We start from the raw sequence: 20,383 nt of genomic DNA, 5'->3' as shown, positions 1-20,383 counted from the left end.
TTTAAACCAGTGCCGCCAAAATCTGCTTCGGCTTGCGAGGTATAATAAGTTACTTGATGTTCTGTTTGCGAGGCGCCATTAAAAATAGCTGCATTGAACTGCGTTAAATCGACGGTTGCTTTTCCATCGTTAGAAGCATCATCACACAAAATTAAATCTCCTGCTGTGCCTGCTATTGGTAACTTATTAGTAATAATTTTAAAACTAGATGTACTGTAACAGCCGGTTACTGTATTTTCTAATCGTGCAAAAATGTCTTGCTTGTTGCTCGTTGTCTCAAAACTTAAGGGATCCAAACTCTTGCCACCAGTATCAGCGTCTAATTGAGAGGTATAATAATTTACCGAATAAGAGGTTTTTAATGAGCCATTGTAAACATCAGCTTCAAACTGAGATAAATCGACTTTTACTTTTCCATCGTTAGACAAATCATCACATAAAACAAAATCTTCGGGAACACCTGCTTTTTCAGTTTCTATTATTAATTTAAAGCTAGAAACACTATAACAATCCGGGTTTAAAGTATTACTGATCTTAAAATATATATCCTGAAAGTTACTCGTGTTAGTGTAAGAACTATTTAAAATATTAACACCATCTGTCGCATCATCATAACTTTTAAAATACGCGACATCAAAAATACTATTACTTTGTAAGCCGATAATCTCTTTGGTTTTACTACTTAAATCGAATATTTCAAAACCGTCATCTCCAATATCTTTACAAATTACATAATCGCTAACCGTATTGGCTATTGGGCTCTCGTAAACTGTAAAACCCTTAGATACGGTATAGTTACAATTGCCAGATTTAAAAGTGGCTTTAACCAAATAATCGCCAACCGCCTTATACGTATGGTCTGGATGTAATAAAGTAGATGTTTCGCCATCACCAAACTCCCATAAAACATCATCAATAGCTTCACTTGTTATTAAATTAAAGTCTACGGCATCATTGAAGCAAACGTTTTCAACCTCTATCTTTCCTATAAAAAATGACTGAATAAACGAAGGCAATCCAAAAATACTACTCCTACCCTTTAAATCTATATTTCGATTTTGGTAATTACAACCTATACCCTTAGTATTAGGCGCTTCTATTACACTTAAAAAGGTAGAAAACGTGTTTGAAACATATATTTTTCCATCTGGCCCTAATTGCAGACCGGCAATTAAACGCTGCTCTTTATTTATTAACGCACCGGATGCTTTAATAGCGGTCGGTGTAAATACAGTTAAATCTAGTTGATGCAATTCTGAAGTGTAATCTTTTTGGTTTAATTCACTTACATAAAGAAGTTTACTATCAGTAGAAAACTCGATACCATAAGCGCCGTTTAAATAATCGGCTCCAAAAAAATTATCGATTAAAACCGGATTCGAAATGATACCCGTTTCCTTATCAAAATTAAATAACTCAACGAAACTATCGGTACTCCACTTCGTTAAAGCAAGTTTTTTTCCGTTAGGCGAAAATTTCATGCAACCAATAACATTAAAACTAGCGCCACCATGATATCTGCCCACAGCAGAAAGCACAGGTGTTGTTTCTACACCATTTTTAGTAATTTTAAATGTTGCAAAACTATTGCTTTCCCAAAGATGCGTAGACACCCAATAATCAATACCGTTACTATGCTGCACTGCAGATATTTTTTCGGTACCCGGAGAAATTAAAAACACATTTTTATTAAGCGTTACATCTCCATTACCGCCATTTAAACTCATATCGACCTCAGAATACCTCAATCCCTCGGTATAAGCATAATCAATAATTGTAAAAATATAGTAAACGGTTTCGGAGTTTGGCTTAGGCACAATAATAGCAGACTGAGAACTCGATATATTCCCCATTAAACCTGTTCCGTTCGGCATAACTTTATGATCCTTATCCCAAACCGAAACCCCATTAGTATAGAATAGTAATTCGCCTTTGGCGTTCGAAATAGAAGCACAACCCTCATGGGTAGAAAGCTCACTATTTAAAATTGCACTAACGTTGTTATTATCAAAATTAACGCCAGCTCTAGCACCAAAATACCAATTGGCTGCCTGATCCTGAGCCCTCGATATACTGGAAAATAAAAACGCCGCACAAACACACAATAAAACAATGTGTTTTAAGCAGTTAGCTAACTTAATTTCACAATTAAAATTCAATGTTTTTTGAGGGGTTTAACAATTTCTCTCAAAAATAAGCATCCGTAATAATAATCTTAACAAAAACATTTTAATTTTGATAAAAGCTACATAATCTACGTTAAAGAGGTTCAATTAAAGCCCTTCTACGTTAAATTATATTAAAAAATATGGTTATATTCAATTCTTTAGTACTTTTATAAAAAATTCTTTGATGATAAAAAATTTAATATTCCTTTTTATATTTACTTTATTCGTTGGGCACACTTACGCTCAAGATGCCGAAAAGGCCGAAGGTGTCGTGCTTAATGCATCTACAGCTACCGCTTTAGAAGGTGTAAATATTGTAAATCTAAACCAAGTAAAAGGAACCACTACAAACGAAAAAGGAGAATTTAAAATTATTGCAAAAGTTAACGATACGCTACACTTTTCTTATTTAGGATTTAAATCTATAAAAGTTCGTGTTACTAACGACTGGTTAAAATACGGGAGCTCTAATATAGAACTTACCGAACTTGCCCTTGCTTTAGAAGAAGTTGTGGTAAGCCAATTAAAATTAACCGGTTTTTTAGAAGTCGATATAAAACAAGTACCAGCTGTAAACAGTAATTACCGCTACAATATTTCTGGATTAGAAGGCTCAGGATACGAGGCAGACAAAAAATCTGGACTCACCAAAGTTATTGGGTCTATCTTTAACCCAGCCGATTTTCTACATCGTATGTTTGGCAAAAAACCAAACGAGCTAAGAAAGCTTAAAAAAATGAAAGAAGACGACGAAATAAGAAACCTTTTAGCAACCAAATTCGATCGTGAAATGCTTACCGTTTTACTACAAGTAGACCGTGTAGATTTAGACGAAATTGTGAGCCAATGCAACTACTCCAAAGGTTTTATACAAAAGGCAAACGATCTCCAAATTCTAGATGCCATAAGCGAATGTTACGAAGAGTACAAACTATTAAGTCGCGGTAGAACACGTAAAATATAAAGCATTTGAGCGTTACCACAAGGGTCGGGCTTTCCGCTATATCTTTTTGCAAAACGCCTGTATATATTTAAAACTACCTACTTTTTTTAAACACTAGTTTCAACCAAACTTAAAGCACTTTTATTTTTGCAAAAAGGATGCCGCATCAATCCCTAACGCACCCATCTACCAAATTTAGCACCAAAACAACCATTAGTTAAAACTTTACTAATTAACACTTTAAAAAATCTTAAAACCACAATACGCTAAACAATAATTGATTTAATTTGATACTCAACCATCAAAATAAATCATGCCATATAGAAAAACATTACTCTTCTTTTTATTACCAGCCACACTTATTTCTCAAAACATTACAGGTAAAATATACGACTCGGAATCTACCGTAAAAGGTGCAAAAATTTTCAACAAAACAAAAAATGCTATAACATATTCCGATGAAAATGGAAGTTTTAATATACCAGCAATATTAAATGATACTATTACCATTAGTTCGCTTTTTCATGCCACTAAAACACTAAAAATTGACAGCTTCCATGTAGAAAACGAATTGGTTGTTGAATTAAATAAACAAGTAAACAAACTACCAGAAGTGTTACTCGCCAATAAGCAAAACGATTTAAAAACATTTGAAATCAACAGTGATTTAGGAGCTGCATTAACATACGACTTAAAAAACAATACAGAAACCTGGTACAAAAACATGCCTAAATCGGGAATAGATTTTGTTCAAATTTCTAAATTAATAGGTAAATTATTAAAGATTAAAAAAAAAGAGAAACCAGCAAACATAACCACAATACATCATAAAACATTCGATTCTCTATTTACAACGCACAAATTTTTCAATGAAGAGCTATTAGCAAATCAATTAGAAATACCCGAAGGCTATGCACCTCTATTCTTTGACTACTGCGAAGAACAGTATATAAACAGTGATTTACTTTTAGAGAAAAACGAATTTATGTTACTAGACAAACTTCTAAACTGCAGTCGCGACTTTAGAAAACTCTTAAAAACTACCGAAACCGATTAATTGGTTTCATAAAACCGTTCGGTAATTTTCTCGTGACTTTTAATGGTTTTAGTACACCAGTCTAAGCGCTTTTGTAAAATTTCATTTTCGGTTAAATGCCATTCTAAATTAGAAGCTCTAAGTTTAGAAGTAGCTTGCTGTAAAATAATAGCCGCAGAAACCGATATATTTAAACTTTCGGTAAAACCAACCATGGGTATTTTTAAGTAGCAATCTGCTTCATCTAAAACTGCTTGAGATAACCCTTCCGTCTCTCTTCCAAAGAAAAAACAAGATTTTTTAGTAACATCAAAATCCTTAATATCGCAATCATTAGCATGCGGCGTGGTTGCAACAATTTGGTAACCTTTAGCTTTTAAATCGCTAATACAATCTTTTACGTGGTTATAACGATTTAAATCCACCCATTTCTGAGCACCCATAGCAATTTCACGATCAATATCTTTTGAGTTTCGTTCCTCAACAATATTAAGCTCTTGTATTCCAAAAACATCACAAGTACGCATTACCGCGCTAGTATTATGCAGTTGGTAAACATCTTCTGTGGCTACTGTAAAATGTTTTGTTCGCTGTGCTAAAACTTTGGTGAATTTTTCCTTTCGTGATGGCGTAAGGAAAGTTTCCAAATGCTCTAAGAGTTTTATATCGATCATGGGCCAAAAATATAAAAGTATTTTAAATCACGAACTCATTTACTTCAAATTAAAAATTTAGCCCGTTCCAATTCATTTTAAATTTATATTTTTAACCGTATGAAACATATTGTTGTATTATCGGGAGCAGGTATTAGCGCAGAGAGTGGCATTAAAACGTTTCGCGATGCTAATGGTTTATGGGAAGGTCACGATGTTATGGAAGTTGCTACTCCAGAAGGTTTCGCTGAAAATCCAGAATTAGTTTTAAATTTCTACAATCAACGCCGTGCACAACTCCATGAGGTTGAGCCAAACAAAGCTCATAAGGCTTTAGCTAATCTAGAAAAAGAATATAAGGTAAGTATTATTACCCAAAATGTAGACGATTTACACGAACGTGCTGGCAGTCAAGACGTAACACACTTGCACGGAGAATTACTAAAAATAAGAAGCACCTTTGATGAAACCGATATAAAAACATGGACAACCGACCTCAATATAGGTGATTTATGTAAAAAAGGATACCAGTTACGACCGCATATTGTTTGGTTTGGCGAAGATGTCCCAATGCTAGATAAAGCTATTAAAATTTGTGAAACCGCTGATGTTTTAATTATTATAGGTACTTCTATGCAAGTATATCCAGCGGCAGGCTTAATGCATTATGTTCCACAACATACGCCAACATATTTTATAGATCCTAAACCGAATATGGCAAGCACCAAAAATATAACTATAATTGCAGAGCCAGCTACTGTAGGTATTTTAAAAGTGATGGATATGATTAGGTCGTCTTGATTTTAATCGGATATTTAGTTCATTAATCATCGTTTCAGCAATTTATATAAGAAATAGTTGCTTTACAAAAGGGCAAACTGATATAAAAGACTATCTTCGCGCAAAATTTAGAATTACGATTTATGAAACGTATTAATGAATACAAGAAATTATTTGGTGCCGAACAAGATATGAGTTTAAAAGCTCTAAAATCTTCTTACAGAAACTTAGTAAAAGAGTGGCACCCAGATAAATTTCAGGCCGGAGATGAAAAAGCTGTTGAAGCTGAATTAAAAAGTAGACAAATTATTGACGCTTACCACTTTCTTGTGAGTATTGCTCCTGAAACAAAAGCCGCTAATTTAGATGAATTTAATGCGACTATTGCAACACCTATAATGGACTGGCAACATAAAGGCTTACTTTTAGAGGTTACATTTTTAGACGGAAATACTTATGAATTTTTTGGAGTAAATAAGGCTTTGTATATTAAATTTTCTCAATCGGATAAGCAAACACGTTTTGGTAAACGCAATATTTTTAACTCATTTACCTACAGAAAAATTAAGAAAAGTGAAGTTGAAGCTTAGGCTTTATTCTTCTCTTCAATCCATCGACTCATAAATTTGGTGCTCTGCATGCTATGATGATGTAGCATTTGCCCCATAAAGTTATTCTGGCGATGTATATGTAAATTATCAATAATCGATTCAATTCGCGATAAGAGCATTCTTTTATGTTTTTTCGAATTGAATCGATTGTTGATTATAGCAAATCCGTACTCTTGCTTCTCACTCCAAACCTTTTCTTTCTTATAAAGTTGAATAGCTAGATTTGCAAAATTGTTGGGAATGTCCTCAATAAAACCATTAGGTTCCAAATCGCCAAACATACCCTCTGCCCCAACAGTAGATGTTACCATTGGTGTTCCATTTTGCATGGCATCTATTAATTTACCTTTTAAACCTGCTCCAAACCGAATTGGCGCCAAACAAACCTTCGCTTGTTTCATTACAACATTAACATCTTCTGCAAAACCTTTAATAAAAAAACCTTGCTTTTCATTATGCAATTGATTCACTTTTTGTGAAGCATAAGCCCCATAAACATGTAATTCTGTATCGGGTAATTGTTTTCTAATTAATGGCCAAATAGTATCTTTTAGATAAAGTACCGCATTATAATTAGGTTCATGCAGAAAATTACCAATGGTTATAAAATGTTGTCTGGTTTCAAACTCAGGAAACTTAGTAATACTATCCTCAGAAATTTGCTCTAACATAAATGGTAAATAAAGCAACAAAGCCTCATCTACTTTAAAGTCGTTTTTTAAAATATCCATTTCCGCTTCCGAAATAATTAAGGTTAAATCGCAACGGTAAACACTAGCGATTTCTCGTTTTGCTGTATCGTTAAACAAATAGCTTTTATCGAACAAAACATCATCTTTAAATGCTTGATGACGGCCTTTACGCAAACTATGCAAATCTTCAGTATCTAAAATTTTTATAGCATTTGGACAGTTTTCGGTAACGCGCCATCCAAATTGCTCTTCCATCATAAAACGATCGAAAAGCACAATATCTGGGTCTAAATCTATTACAAACGCGTCAAAACTTTCATTATTCAACTCAATGGCAGTTTGTAAAACGCCAATACTTTCTAAATTAAAAGCATTATCACTTTTTGCGCATGGACTGGCAAAAGTAATATTGTAATCTTGATCTTGGAAGGTTTCAATTAATTGCATCATTCGGCTTCCTGCAGCAGAACTTTTAGGTTCTGGCCAAACGAAACCGATAATTAATACTTTTTTATTCACTTAAATTACATGCCATTAAAACGTTAACTGATAACTTTTTGAATATAAATACGACTAAGGTTAAACCTATTCTGGCTTTGCTTCCATACCATATTTTATACGCACTAATTTAGCCCAATCAACAACAGCCTGTATTTGTGCGTCGCTAAGTTTAGCATCGGTATGCGTAATGGTATAAGATTCTAATGGCATTTCTTTCTCTTCTACCATTTCAATTATTTCCTCAAACTTATGGTCTTTTCGTTTTACGGAATTCCCTATCCAATTAGAAAAATTTAGTTCCTCTTTACCTTCATCTACATGATGAGCTAACCAAAAATTAACAGGTGTTATATTATTATACCATGGATAGCGGGTAACATCGCTATGGCAATCGTAACAAGTTTCTTTTAAAATAAGCTTTACATCTTCTGGAGGGTTAGTTTCTGCTAAAAAAGCATCAATAGAAGCTAAATCACCTTCATTTTTTTCTGGTCCAAAAAACTGACCAATTACAAATGCGATTAATAATAACAACAATACTTTTTTTACTATCTTCATTTTAATTAATTTTAAAGGATAAAAATAAGCAATCCATTTGACTACCGAGCAACTGTACCAAGAATTAAATTACGTAAACCATTCTAGAGAAAAACGCTCGTTTTATTCTAAAATGGTGATTGAAAACCCATCGTTAATTCCGCAATTAATGGATGTTTTGTTTATGGTAGACGATAAAATTTCACCACGAGCAGCCTGGGTTTTAGAGTTTGTGTGCAGTAAAAACTTAAACACCTTTATTCCTTATTTAGAACAATTTACAAAAAACATAAATAAAGTCCATTTAGATCCTGCCGTGCGACCGGTTGCCAAAATTTGTGAAATTATTGCAAAGCATTACTACTCCAAAGAAAACAACCTTATAAAAACAGCACTAACAAAAAAACAGCAAGAGCGGATTATTGAAACCTGTTTTGATAATATGATTAACGACGAAAAAGTGGCTGCAAAAGCCTATAGTATGGTTGCACTCTTTTTATTTGGAAAAGATTTTGATTGGATTCATAGCGAATTAAAAATAATTTTAAATCGTGATTATCCATTGCAAAGTGCTGCATATAAAGCTCGAGCACGACAAATTTTAAAAAAGATAAAAAAGTAATTATAGCTCTATAACATTTTTAAGTTCTTTATCTGAAATAATTAATAATTTACTCTTTACAAGTCTTTTAGTTAATTCTCTCCAATTTTCATCTTCATCAAAAATAGTTTTTAAAATAGGGTGCGCCTTTTTAAACTCCTTATTGTTTAAAAGATTAATAGCGTACCAAAATTTCATTTCTAAATTTTCTGGGAACAACTTTTGTGCTTCTAAATAGAATGTTTCAGCAGCTTTTGTATCACCTTTTTCCATTGCCAAATCACCGTTATTCATAAAGTCATAAGCTTTATGAATTTTAATTAAGCGTTCTAATTCTTGTATTGGGTTGTCATTATCTTCAACCCTTAAATCCATAATGGTATCTTCCCAGATGTTACCTGTAGAAGTAGGTTTTACAATTAAAATGGCAGCACTTTGACTTCCTCGAATATCTCCTTTTTCATTTTGTGCGGCTTTCATTGCAGCTAAAATACGCTCACTAAGCGAACCCGCAGTATTTTCAAATGCTACAGCCATGGCATCCCAAACCGTATTATTAAGCATCATATTTGCCTGAACAGAAAAGTTATCACCTTGCCTATGCCCTGCATTTTCAATACAAAGACTGCCCGTATGCGTGGCAACATGCCCTTTTACATCTAGAAAAGCAACCTGTCTGAACATCTTTCCTTCATCTTCGCCTAACAAAGAATCCAAAGCTTTTTGTGGAGGCACTCCTTTTTTCATTAAAGCAAGACCTTTTGGTCCATAACTTGGGTTTATAAAAGATTGGGTTGCAACTACACCTACTCCAGCTTCACCATAAGTTACAATACTACCAACACTAAACCAATGGCTTTGTACCGCAACCCCCATTTCTCCAGTTTCTGCATCACGAGCAACAATAGAATAGGTATGAGCAAAAGGTTCTGACTTTTTATAATTTTGAGCCATAATGGTTTGTGTTAAAAACAGGATTAAGAATAGATTGTATATTTTTTTCATTTTCAAAAAAATTAAGATTAAAGATAGGTAATTTCTAATAGAGTTTTATTGTATAATAACTATATTTACAGCTTCAAAAAAATCAAATAAACTATGTCATTATCAGCATTAAACGCCATATCACCAATAGATGGTCGTTATAGAAGTAAAGTAAACGAATTAGCGCCTTATTTTTCGGAAGAAGCCTTAATAAAATATCGTGTTTTAGTAGAGATTGAATATTTTATTGCACTTTGCGAAATTCCTTTACCTCAATTAGAAGCTGTTGATACGTCTGTTTTTGAAGATTTAAGAGGGATTTACAAGAATTTTTCTTCGGAAGATGCACTTGCCATTAAAAAAATTGAAAGTGTAACCAATCACGATGTTAAAGCGGTTGAGTACTTTATAAAAGAAAAGTTTGATGCTTTAAACCTTTCTGCATACAAAGAGTTTATCCACTTTGGTTTAACCTCTCAGGATATAAACAACACCGCTATACCTTTAAGTATTAAGGAAGCTATGAACGATGTTTATGTACCGGAATATTTTGTTGTTTTAGACAAACTTAAAAGTCTTTCTAAAGATTGGGCAAACATCCCAATGTTAGCAAGAACACACGGGCAACCAGCATCTCCAACACGTTTAGGTAAAGAAATTGAAGTTTTTGTAGTGCGTTTACAAGAACAATTTAATTTATTGAACGATATACCGAGCGCAGCTAAATTTGGTGGAGCAACAGGTAACTTTAATGCGCACCACGTGGCTTACCCAAATATTGATTGGAAAGCTTTTGGAAGCAAATTTGTACAAGAAAAACTAGGTTTGCATCACTCCTTCCCTACAACACAAATTGAGCATTACGACCATATGGCAGCTTTATTTGATACTTTAAAACGTATAAACACGATTATCTTAGATTTAGATCGCGATATCTGGACTTACGTTTCTACAGATTATTTTAAACAAAAAATTAAAGCAGGTGAAGTTGGTAGCTCTGCTATGCCGCATAAAGTAAACCCAATAGATTTTGAAAACTCTGAAGGAAATTTAGGTATTGCTAATGCTATTTTCGAGCATCTTTCGGCTAAATTACCAGTCTCGAGATTACAACGCGATTTAACAGACAGTACTGTTTTACGTAACGTTGGTGTACCTTTTGGACATACATTAATTGCTTTTAAATCTACCGTAAAAGGATTAAACAAATTACTTCTAAACGAAGCTAAATTTGCTCAAGATTTAGAAAATAATTGGGCTGTAGTCGCAGAGGCTATTCAAACCATATTGCGCCGTGAGGCTTACCCAAACCCTTATGAAGCTTTAAAAGGTTTAACACGTACTAACGAGAAAATAAACCAAGCTTCTATTTCTAATTTTATTGATACTTTAGAAGTTAGCGATATTATAAAAACAGAATTAAAAAACATTACACCTAGTAACTATACAGGAATATAATATGTTTGATGATAAGACTTCTTTAATACTCTGTGGCGTTCTAGTAGCGGTTATTTTTTGTACAGGTATTTTACAAATTCTTGGAAACTACATTGTTCTAACGGTTATATCAGTTTTGTTTTTAACTATTATTTACAACATTATTTATACCAAGCAAAACTCGAAATAGGTAAAAGTACACATAAAAAAAAGGGACACTTCGGCAAAAGTGTCCCTTTTTACATTAACATTTAACTGTAATAATTACGAGTTAAATCATTTAAAAAAGTTTTTGATATTATCTAACTGGCTTTCATCTAAATCAGCATCTTTTAATGTCGAGACCAACATCCCCATTTTTGTTGGGTTCATATTATTCCCTAAAACCCTTACAATACAAAAACCAAGCTCTTTAGAGTTTCCAAAAACAACAACCTCATCGGCTTCCTCATCAGTACCTACATACTTTACAACAAACTTATTTCCTTTATCACTAAAAGTAATTAACTCTGTATATTTTTTGTTTTTCAAAATCTCTTTAACTACAGCAATTTCTGTTTTAATATCTTCTGTATTGTTCTCATTAGCTTTGCAAGCAATAAAATTTAATTTTTGTACAGAATTAAAAGCTTCGTGTTGCTCTTCTGTAAAACTAGACTTATCCATTTTTAACATAGAAATTGGTAAATCTTGCGAGATAAAATTTGGTGCTTCTTGGTGGTCTACAAAATAAGTTTGTAATGTTGGCCCACTGCTGCAGCTAACTAACATAGCTGCAGCAAATAAACCGAATAACAAGTGATTAAAAGCTCGTTTCATGATGGATTGTTTTAATGTGATTAATAAAAATTTGATTGATGAAATTTTGATTGATGAAATTTATTTTGTGTGCTATAAACCACTAGTTATTTACAAACTATTTGTTTTTCTCTAAATGTTGACCTCCAGGGATATTCATTTTATCGGTAAGCTTAGAAATCTCGTTCAAATCAATATCACCCGTTAGAGATACTACAACGGTTTCTATTTTACGTTCCTTACCACCTACTTCAATACCTTCTTCCATAAACTTATCCACACCATTTACAAAAATTAAAAGTTCCTTAACGTGGTCGGCATCTTTACCTTCTTTTACGTAAAAATTTACGTTCGTTCCATCATCCTTAACTTCCATTAATTCTTCTAAAGCACTAGAGCGAGATTTCACCCATTTAGCAAGATCGGCCGCAATAACTTTGTTATCAGTTATCATGGTTTTAAAACTTGTAATGCTTTTTACCATATCCATATAAGCTCTAGCTTCTTCATCTTCAACATTAATTCCCATTTTGGCAATCATTTGAAACATTTTTGGTTTTATCGATACATAAGTCACATCAGAGTTGTCACTATATTTCTCAAAAACATCCTTTTGTGCCATACCAGTTAAAGGCACCAACATCAAGGCGATTACGAATACTATTAATCTATTTCTCATTGTATTTGATTTTAATTTATTTGAATTTTTCATTTTTTCTTAATTAGTTTTTAAAAATTAAACTTGTAGCATTATCAATTTCGTTAAGGTATCCAAGGGTTGCTTTACCTTTTTCCATTTCGTCTAAATAACTTACCGTTGCCACACCTTTATTAAAGCTATGCGAAATCATTTCTAACGATTTTGTTACTTCCATTAAAGCCAACTCTGGATCCTCATAGGTTCCTAAATCATCACTACTTAGCGAACTCCCAAAGTAAAACCCAATCATTAAAACTGCAACCGCTGCAACCGAAAGCCATTTGTAATTAAAATTACGCTTCGTTACCGTAGTTTCTGTTTCAAAATTGATATCCTTATTAAACTGCTCCTGCTTGTTTACCAAAAAATAGCCAAACATAGGTTTATACATTTCTAAATGGGGTGCAACATTGTCTCCTGCAAAATAGTTTTTTAACAGTTGCTCTTCCTTTAGGCTTGTTTCGCCATTGTCGTATTTCTCTAGTAATTCTTCTATATTATTTAACACCATAATTATGTGTATTTGTCAATTTTTCTCTTATTGTTTTTCTTGCTCTCGATAAGTTTACGCGTACTGCTGTATTATTCATATCCAGCATTTTTGCAATCTCATCTAAATCATACTCTTCTATATCTCGTAGCTGAATTATTGTTTTTTGCAACTCCGGTAAATCTTTAATAATTTTAGACACCCAGTTTACACTATCATTTAATTCAACTTGCTTTTGTAAAGCCGTTTGTTTGTCCTCGTAATTTGTATGAACAATTTTAAGATTCTGTGCTTGCTTCGATTTCAACTTATCGTAACAAAAATTCTTAGTCATCGTCATCGAAAAAGCCTCCACATTTTTATACTCGGCAATCTTTTTCTTATTGTTCCACAACTTTAGTAACACCTCTTGCGTCGCGTCTTCGGCTTCTTCCGTCGAAACTAGCAAGCGTTTCGCTAACCGAAACACTTTATCCTTAAAAGGCATTACAACATTTAAAAACTCCGTTTGAGTCATTTTGAATTGGTTTTATAAAACAGCTTGGTTACGGCTATTTAAGTTACGACGACCACATTTATCTTTTGTTACATCAAAAAAAAATATTTTTTTGAAATAATTTGGGCGTACCCCTTTTTCGTAAAAACTACAAAGGGTCGGGCTATACGCTCCAAGTCCTCGCAATCCCGATTATCATCGGGCTTACTGTGGGCTATCCGCTGCTATCCCTTACGTAAGGTCTAGCTCAAAAAACAGTCTAAACTAAAACAATATCGTTAAACATGGCATCATCTTTGTTTTTAAACCATAACAATATTTTTTATTACACAATAATGTACCTAAATTTAGAGTTTTAAATTACGAGCTCTTCTAATTAATAAAACATGAAAAACTTAAAAAACCTCTTCCTTATCACATTAATATCCTTAGTTGCAACAAGTTGTTTTCAAGATGAAGATGATATTATTGTCTCTGAAGATGATAAAAATCAAGAAATTAACGATTTTGTATGGAAAGGGATGAACTCTTGGTACAATTGGCAATCGGATGTTACAGATTTAGACGATTCTAAAGATGACGATAACGCAAGTTATAACGCCTACTTAAATCAATATACAACTCCAGAAAGTTTATTTAACAGCTTAATATATCAAACTGATGTAGTCGATAGGTTTTCTTGGTTTATAGAAGATTATATTGAGCAAGAACAAGCTTTTCAAGGGATAACAACATCTTTTGGATTACGTTTTGAAGGTGTTCAAATTAATACTGAAGGTGATGTTATTATTTATGTGCGCCACGTAGCCGATAATTCTCCTGCTAGTAATGCCAACATTAACCGTGGCGATATTATAAACTCTATTAACGGTACTGTTTTAACAACTACAACGTACAACGCTGCAATAAATGGCCTGTATCAAGATCAAGTAACCTTATCTTTTGTATCAGAAAGTGACGGAACCTTAACTGCTATAGAAGATAAAAGCATCACGGCAGCTGTAGTTTCAGAAAACCCAGTATTTCTAACCAAAGTATTGGCAGATATAGATGGTAAAAAAGTAGGTTATATTTTATACAACGGTTTTAGATCATCTTATAACGACGAGTTAAATGAAGCTTTTGGATTTCTTAAAGGTCAAAATATTGATGAACTTGTTTTAGATTTAAGACTAAACGGTGGTGGTTCTGTAGAAACATCAGCCTATTTAGCTAGTATGATTTATGAAAATGCGGGAACAGGACGTTTTGCCGAATTAATTTTTAATAGCAAACAACAAGACGAAAACGACTATTACAATTTTACAAACACTTTAAATGTTTATAATAGTAACAGCGAAAAAACGGGAACTCAATCTATAAATAGACTTTCCACAATTAATCAAATCTATATTTTAACATCAGGAAACACAGCATCGGCTAGTGAAATGATAATAAATGGATTAACGCCATACATACCTGTAAAACTTATAGGTAGCACAACTTACGGAAAAAATGTTGGTTCAATTACACTATACGATTCTCCGGACTCTGATTTTTTAAACAGAAATACCGCAAATTCTTCGCATTTAAATGCTATGCAACCTATTGTTTTCGAAATATCTAATAAAAACGGAGAAAGTGATTATGCTGATGGTTTTGAACCAAATATTGCTGAAGTTAATGAATACGACTTTTGGAATAACACACTACCCTTTGGAGACGAAAACGAAGCGGTATTAAAAGCAGCCCTAGATGATATAAGAGGGATTTCTGGACGAAATACTGTAACAAAACCAGGTAACACAATACTTTTAAAAGAACCATTAACTGGAAACAAATTTGAAAATGAGATGTATATTAACGCAGACTTTTTATCGCGTTAATGCAAACACACAAAACGTATTTTAATTGGAGTTCTGGTAAAGATTCCGCTTTAGCGCTATATTATTTATTGCAAAATAAACAATATAGCGTTGATGCTTTATTAACAACCGTAAATAGCCATTACAAACGTGTATCTATGCACGGGCTTAGAATAGATTTGCTACTTGCACAAACCAAAGCCTTAAACATTAAAGCAAGCCTTATAGAGCTTCCCGAAATGCCTAGCATGGAAATTTACGAGGATGTTATGCTTAAAACCGTATCACAATTAAAAGCCGATGGTTTTACACACAGTGCTTTTGGTGATATTTTCTTGGAAGATTTGCGCACTTATAGAGAAAACAATTTAGCCAAGCACAGTATTAAAACAGTATTTCCTATTTGGAAAAAAGACACTAAAACACTCCTTTCCGAGTTTTTAAATTTAGGTTTTAAAACTATTATAGTTTGTGCTAATTCTAAATATTTCGATGCCGATTTTGTAGGCACTATTATAGATGAAAACTTTATTGATAATCTACCAGAAGGTGTTGACCCTTGTGGGGAAAATGGCGAATTCCATACCTTTTGTTTCGACGGCCCTATTTTTGAAAACCCGATACCTTTCACTATAGGCGAAAAAGTATATCGCGAATATGATACGCCTAAAACCGATAACAACACAGTCTGTTCTGCAGATAAATATGGCGTTTGGTATTGTGATTTAGTACCAAACCCAACAACATAAAAAATGCCACCATAATAGGTGGCATTTCTTTCTATAAAAATACAATACGTATTCTATTTAGTTCTTTATTAATTTCTGTGTAAATACACCTTCTGTTGTGGTTAACTTCACAACATATACACCAGGTTTTAATCTAGCAACACTTATAGGCGTTGCTTTATTACCCACCAATTGCTTAAGTACTAATTTACCAGTAACCGAATAAATAGCAACAGTTCCAGATTTAGAGACGTATAATTGAGACGTTGCAGGGTTAGGATACAATCCTAAAGCATTAGTTGCGGTTTTACCATTTATGCTTAGCGTAACTTGCTTTAACACACCAATAGCATCTAAATCGAAACCAGAAGAACCAAAAGGTGTCGCATAAGGATCGTTAACCATATTTCCATAACTATCGTATGATGCATACGCGGGATCAATAGTGCCAATAACATCAATGAGCTTTACGTGAGTAATGGCATTTTTGTTCAGTAAAGCGTTATCTGCAATATCATCTAAATCGAAAGGTGTACCGTAAGTCGCTCTATATTTTCCAGCTAAATTATTAATGTAAGTTGGGTCTACACTTCCAAAACCTCCAACTTGAGTCTCTGTTTGGGTTTGGCTATGCGATGGAAACCTGAAGTAATCTGTTCCATTAGAACTTACCTCAACAAAAGCTAACTCTAAAAACGTATCGCTAAAACTATTTTCAAAAATAGCAAAATCGAACCCCACATTATTAACTATAGGGTTTTCGAAAGTTAAAACCGCAATTCCGCCATCTCCAAGACTTACTATTGAACCATTGGACTTGCCAATAGCATTTTCTGCAACACCAAAACTAGCATAGTTACCAGTTGAGTTTGTTATATTTTGAAGGCCTCGAACAACAGTTGATCCTGCAGCCCAAGCTATAAAATCTTCCGAATCACGATGAATTGCTGTAGAGCCATCTGCACCAGCTTTTGGTGCGTAAGATTGCGCATTAACAGATAAACTAAATAGTACAAAAAGTAATAAATTGAGGGAATTTTGCTTCATTATTTTTTAAATTAGGTGTAAAAAAAACAGTCACAAAGTGCAACTGTTCTTAATATGTTATTGTTGTTTTTCTAAAAGTGCCCTGATACATTAGGATGTATCAGGACTAGTTTAAGTTGAGATATTAGTTAAAGTATATTTTGGCTGCGCCAATAGATAAGTCAAAAGTTTGAACAAGTGAACCACTATCCAAATTGTAAATAAGCAAATCACTTTCTTCCTGAAAATCCGAATCAGCTAAATATAACATATCATCATCTACAGATATCCCGTAAGCACTAACTGCTGATACATCCAAAATAGCCGTTGTCGGCAAAGTACTAGCATCATCGTCCAACTCGTAAACACTACCATTCAAAATATAAAACAACTCATCATCATCATGAGCCATTAAACTTGGGTGCTCGCCACTTGCAAATTCCATTGTTGCTATAATGGATGAAGTATTGGAATCAATTCGAGTAATTGATGCCAAAGTTTCTACTGGAGGGGTTAACCAAGATTGATTAGCGCCGCTACATAAAACCACTAAATTTTCATTAGAATCAAAAACCATAGCTCCCGGAGCATCGTTAACTTGAATGGTTCCCACATTATTATCCGATGTATCAATTACAGATATAATATTATTTACACCCCAACCTCCTTGATGAGAAACATAAAGTAAGTAGTCTTTTTCTAAAATTTGTTCAGGACCTTCACCTACTGGAATAGTAGATGTAACTGTATTACTTGCTAAATCAATTATCGCAACATAATCATCGGTAGCATCACCACCATCACCCCAATTGGTAACATATCCTGTCCCGTTTGAAATAGTCATATATCTTGGGTTAATTAAACCAGAATTAATGGTTGCAACACTCTCAAAAGTGTAGCGATTTACAACTTCAATTTTATTCGATACATTTAACACAATATAAGCAAGTTCATCGCTAAAAGCCATACTTTGCGCTGTATCTCCTAAAAGGGTATTGTTTATGTTATTAAAAACAGTGTTTTCAACTGTTAAATAATCATCAGAAATATAAGATATTGATGCATTACCTTGTGTATAATTACCTTCGTGAGAAATAATTATGCCATTATCATAATCTCCTTTAGGAAGATTGTCCATACCATTATCATCATCACTTTTACATGATGTAAAAATTGCGCATATTGCTAAGGCTAATACTTTTAGTTTGTTGTTGTTCATTTTTAAAATTTAATTGTTGTTTGAATTTGAAAATTTCTATTTGGCATGGGTCTTAGAGCCACGTTTTCGTAATATGTATTATATAAATTATTTAATTTAAAGTCTAAAGTTATATTGATTTCTCTTGTTAAGTTAAACAAATAGCTCACGCTTAAATTCCCGAAATCATAATCTGATAAAGTGTTTCCTAATATAGAAACATCTCCATTAAACATGTGTTGATAACGCATAGTAAATTGTTTAAACCCATATGAGATATTTAAATTCCCTTTATGAAACGGCACATAAATAAGTTGTTTATTGGTTTCTAAATCTTCAGAAACAGTGTAAGAGTAATGCCCAGAGATATTAAATTGATGCTCATTAACGTTGTAATGTGATTTCACCTCTACTTCGGCTCCATAACTTGCTACTTCACCAATATTTATAGGCGACCATAAGCCAGTACTGTTTGGTTGCCACTGTATCATATCTTCAGTATTGATATAATAGCCATTAAGTTTAACATTAAAATTAGGGTAATTAAAGTTTTGCCCTAAATCTATTTGGTAAGACGATTCTGGAACCAAATCTAAATTTCCGCCTGGTTGCCAATACAAATCGTTAAAAGTAGGAATGCGGTAGTTTTTAGAACCGTTTATTTGAATCTGATAATGTTCAAATAGATCAAAACCAGCATCAACTGAAAATACAAAGGGTCTCTCACCTCCTGTTGTAAAATCTTGTCTTAGGTTAACGCCATAACTTATCGAGTTATTAGGTTTGTGATTAAGCAACGCTGTTGTAGAAAATACGTTTCTTACCGGTTCCTTAAAACTATCGCCTTCTCCTTTTGAATTTGAATATTCTAATATGGTTTTAAATTGAATTGTCTCATTAAAACGCACATTAAAATTATGATTGACTAATAATGTATTTACTTTTCCTAAGCTATAAATAGCTTTATCTTTATTTTCAAAATATTTAAATAACTCGTGTAAATGAACAACTTTAAACTTCGAGTTAAACTTCCCCTCAACTCGCGCCCACTCTAACATGGTTCTAAAATTTTCATCCTCGTATTTACTTCTAGAAGGACCTACTAGTGTACCCGAAAATTGACGCTCACCAATATAACTTTGGTGATATAATTTTAAGATATCTTTACTAGATACAAAAATACCTAAATTAAGATTCATGTTCAAATTATTGAACGCTCCATTTTCGTTAAAACCATCTGTTCCAAGGTATTTATAATCGTTCTTAGAAGCCACATAAGCCGCACCTAAATTAGCCGTCCACAATTCTGTTCCTAAAGAAGTATTAAACCCTAAGTTTTTAGAGTTAAAACTTCCATAACCTGTTTTTATAGCGGTTTCAGAATGACTCTTAAAATTTAAATCATTATTTAAATGAATGCTACCACCAATAGAACCACTGCCGTATTGCACACTACCGCCTCCACTTCTAATATCTATAGAACTATAGTTTGAAGTATTTACGGTATTAAAGTCCGTTTGGCCGTTTAATTGCGAATTAATATTGATACCATTCCAAACAACAGCAGTTTGCGATGCTGTGGTTCCTCTAAAAGATGGAGAAGACACCATACCAAAGCCATTTTCCTTAAAATAAATATTAGAATTAAAAGTAAGTAAATTTGTAAGTGAAGTTACATTTTTACTTAAAATAGAATCTGTGAGTTTTTCAATTTTAATGCCCGCAGCATAGTTTTTTAGCTTACTATCGCTTAAAATTACCGCATCTAGATTTTGCACAGCATTTACTTGTGCTTGTACTGCGCTACAAACAACTAAACCTAAAATTAAAAATGTAAAAATCTGCCTCATAAATCTTTAAAACTCTTTACCCGAGAGTTGTTTTAGATGATGAAAATGGCAGGTCTCCTGACTTATTTTATGCTATCCTACCTTCCCAGTAAATTACCAGTGGTTTTGAAGTTGATAACATCTTCTTTAAGAAGTACCGAAAATATTCCGGTAAAAACTTACAGTTGCGGGAACAGTTCTAGATTTTAACTAGATTCCCTTTTAATTCATTCAACACGTATTGAATGAAACCAAAATTCTTTGCAAAAATAGATTCTTTTTTAAGTGCAGACTAATGAAATTCACTTTTTCTTATTCAATTTATAAACAA

20 protein-coding genes and 1 riboswitch are annotated in these 20,383 nt (G+C 33.2%); of the genes, 8 read left to right on the top strand and 12 right to left on the bottom strand.

Annotated features, from left to right (window positions below):
- The coding region (locus tag ACJJV4_RS16810; RefSeq protein ID WP_405296544.1) for a PKD domain-containing protein at window positions 1-2,159 on the bottom strand (2,159 nt) is incomplete at its 3' end.
- Between the two features lie 193 nt (window positions 2,160-2,352).
- On the opposite strand from ACJJV4_RS16810, the gene ACJJV4_RS16805 reads away from it, so the two are divergent.
- Together ACJJV4_RS16805 and ACJJV4_RS16800 are read left to right on the top strand one after the other, a co-directional pair.
- Entirely contained in the window at window positions 2,353-3,132 is a 780-nt protein-coding gene (locus ACJJV4_RS16805; RefSeq protein ID WP_405296543.1) for a carboxypeptidase-like regulatory domain-containing protein, read from the top strand.
- 292 nt (window positions 3,133-3,424) lie between these two features.
- On the top strand, window positions 3,425-4,168 hold the full coding sequence (locus tag ACJJV4_RS16800) for a carboxypeptidase-like regulatory domain-containing protein (protein ID WP_405296541.1): 744 nt from the start codon (window positions 3,425-3,427) through the stop codon (window positions 4,166-4,168).
- On the opposite strand, the gene ACJJV4_RS16795 is transcribed toward ACJJV4_RS16800, so the two are convergent.
- A complete protein-coding gene (locus ACJJV4_RS16795; RefSeq protein ID WP_405296540.1) occupies window positions 4,165-4,821 on the bottom strand; it encodes a TrmH family RNA methyltransferase in 657 nt (218 codons plus the stop codon). The two genes, ACJJV4_RS16800 and ACJJV4_RS16795, sit on opposite strands and share 4 nt — an antisense overlap.
- Before the next feature lie 99 nt (window positions 4,822-4,920).
- Here ACJJV4_RS16795 and ACJJV4_RS16790 point away from each other — a divergent pair, with 99 nt between their 5' ends.
- Both ACJJV4_RS16790 and ACJJV4_RS16785 read left to right on the top strand, forming a co-directional pair.
- Window positions 4,921-5,601 carry an SIR2 family NAD-dependent protein deacylase gene (locus ACJJV4_RS16790; protein WP_405296539.1) on the top strand — a complete coding sequence of 227 codons (681 nt, stop codon included), beginning with the start codon at window positions 4,921-4,923 and terminating at the stop codon, window positions 5,599-5,601.
- 122 nt (window positions 5,602-5,723) lie between these two features.
- A complete protein-coding gene (locus ACJJV4_RS16785) occupies window positions 5,724-6,170 on the top strand; it encodes a KTSC domain-containing protein (RefSeq protein WP_405296538.1) in 447 nt (148 codons plus the stop codon).
- Here ACJJV4_RS16785 and ACJJV4_RS16780 read toward each other — a convergent pair.
- On the bottom strand, window positions 6,167-7,402 hold the full coding sequence (locus tag ACJJV4_RS16780) for a glycosyltransferase (RefSeq protein WP_405296537.1): 1,236 nt from the start codon (window positions 7,400-7,402) through the stop codon (window positions 6,167-6,169). The genes ACJJV4_RS16785 and ACJJV4_RS16780 overlap by 4 nt on opposite strands.
- Before the next feature lie 66 nt (window positions 7,403-7,468).
- On the bottom strand, window positions 7,469-7,942 hold the full coding sequence (locus ACJJV4_RS16775) for a heme-binding domain-containing protein (RefSeq protein ID WP_405296536.1): 474 nt from the start codon (window positions 7,940-7,942) through the stop codon (window positions 7,469-7,471).
- A gap of 37 nt (window positions 7,943-7,979) precedes the next feature.
- Between ACJJV4_RS16775 and ACJJV4_RS16770 the strand changes: the two genes are divergently transcribed.
- Complete coding sequence (locus ACJJV4_RS16770; RefSeq protein ID WP_405296535.1) at window positions 7,980-8,543, top strand: adenylosuccinate lyase; 564 nt, start codon at window positions 7,980-7,982, stop codon at window positions 8,541-8,543.
- Here ACJJV4_RS16770 and ACJJV4_RS16765 read toward each other — a convergent pair whose 3' ends face one another.
- Complete coding sequence (locus ACJJV4_RS16765; protein WP_405296534.1) at window positions 8,544-9,527, bottom strand: DUF1028 domain-containing protein; 984 nt, start codon at window positions 9,525-9,527, stop codon at window positions 8,544-8,546.
- 93 nt (window positions 9,528-9,620) lie between these two features.
- Here ACJJV4_RS16765 and purB point away from each other — a divergent pair, with 93 nt between their 5' ends.
- Window positions 9,621-10,964, top strand: coding sequence for an adenylosuccinate lyase (gene purB / locus ACJJV4_RS16760; protein ID WP_405296533.1), 1,344 nt, complete (start codon window positions 9,621-9,623; stop codon window positions 10,962-10,964).
- A gap of 255 nt (window positions 10,965-11,219) precedes the next feature.
- On the opposite strand, the gene ACJJV4_RS16755 is transcribed toward purB, so the two are convergent.
- From ACJJV4_RS16755 to ACJJV4_RS16740, 4 genes are all read right to left on the bottom strand, one after another.
- A complete protein-coding gene (locus ACJJV4_RS16755) occupies window positions 11,220-11,762 on the bottom strand; it encodes a DUF4252 domain-containing protein (RefSeq protein ID WP_405296532.1) in 543 nt (180 codons plus the stop codon).
- A 97-nt stretch (window positions 11,763-11,859) separates the two neighbouring features.
- Window positions 11,860-12,420: a DUF4252 domain-containing protein gene (locus ACJJV4_RS16750; RefSeq protein WP_405296531.1), complete on the bottom strand. Its 561-nt coding sequence runs from the start codon at window positions 12,418-12,420 to the stop codon at window positions 11,860-11,862.
- A gap of 43 nt (window positions 12,421-12,463) precedes the next feature.
- Entirely contained in the window at window positions 12,464-12,952 is a 489-nt protein-coding gene (locus ACJJV4_RS16745) for a hypothetical protein (RefSeq protein ID WP_405296530.1), read from the bottom strand.
- Window positions 12,939-13,448, bottom strand: a complete 510-nt coding sequence (locus ACJJV4_RS16740; protein ID WP_405296529.1) for an RNA polymerase sigma factor — start codon at window positions 13,446-13,448, stop codon at window positions 12,939-12,941. Before ACJJV4_RS16740 ends, ACJJV4_RS16745 begins: the two co-directional genes overlap by 14 nt.
- A 365-nt stretch (window positions 13,449-13,813) precedes the next feature.
- Here ACJJV4_RS16740 and ACJJV4_RS16735 point away from each other — a divergent pair, with 365 nt between their 5' ends.
- Both ACJJV4_RS16735 and ACJJV4_RS16730 read left to right on the top strand, forming a co-directional pair.
- Entirely contained in the window at window positions 13,814-15,292 is a 1,479-nt protein-coding gene (locus ACJJV4_RS16735) for a S41 family peptidase (protein WP_405296528.1), read from the top strand.
- Window positions 15,292-16,020, top strand: coding sequence for an ATP-binding protein (locus ACJJV4_RS16730; RefSeq protein ID WP_405296527.1), 729 nt, complete (start codon window positions 15,292-15,294; stop codon window positions 16,018-16,020). Before ACJJV4_RS16735 ends, ACJJV4_RS16730 begins: the two co-directional genes overlap by 1 nt.
- A 57-nt stretch (window positions 16,021-16,077) precedes the next feature.
- Here the strand turns inward: ACJJV4_RS16730 and ACJJV4_RS16725 are convergent, their stop codons facing one another.
- The 3 genes from ACJJV4_RS16725 to ACJJV4_RS16715 all read right to left on the bottom strand — a co-directional run bounded on the left by ACJJV4_RS16725 (window position 16,078) and on the right by ACJJV4_RS16715 (window position 20,073).
- Window positions 16,078-17,046, bottom strand: coding sequence for a T9SS type A sorting domain-containing protein (locus ACJJV4_RS16725; protein ID WP_405296526.1), 969 nt, complete (start codon window positions 17,044-17,046; stop codon window positions 16,078-16,080).
- Window positions 17,047-17,170: 124 nt separating this feature from the next.
- Window positions 17,171-18,244, bottom strand: coding sequence for a YncE family protein (locus tag ACJJV4_RS16720; protein WP_405296525.1), 1,074 nt, complete (start codon window positions 18,242-18,244; stop codon window positions 17,171-17,173).
- Window positions 18,245-18,246: 2 nt separating this feature from the next.
- Complete coding sequence (locus ACJJV4_RS16715; RefSeq protein ID WP_405296524.1) at window positions 18,247-20,073, bottom strand: TonB-dependent receptor plug domain-containing protein; 1,827 nt, start codon at window positions 20,071-20,073, stop codon at window positions 18,247-18,249.
- A 29-nt stretch (window positions 20,074-20,102) separates the two neighbouring features.
- A riboswitch (cobalamin riboswitch) is annotated at window positions 20,103-20,323 on the bottom strand.
- Window positions 20,324-20,383 lie beyond the last annotated feature (60 nt).

Source organism: Algibacter sp. Ld11 (genome assembly GCF_045066735.1).
In the GTDB taxonomy this organism is placed as follows: domain Bacteria; phylum Bacteroidota; class Bacteroidia; order Flavobacteriales; family Flavobacteriaceae; genus Algibacter.
Note: the sequence above shows the minus strand (reverse complement) of the source record. Positions and strands in the feature narration are given on the sequence as shown.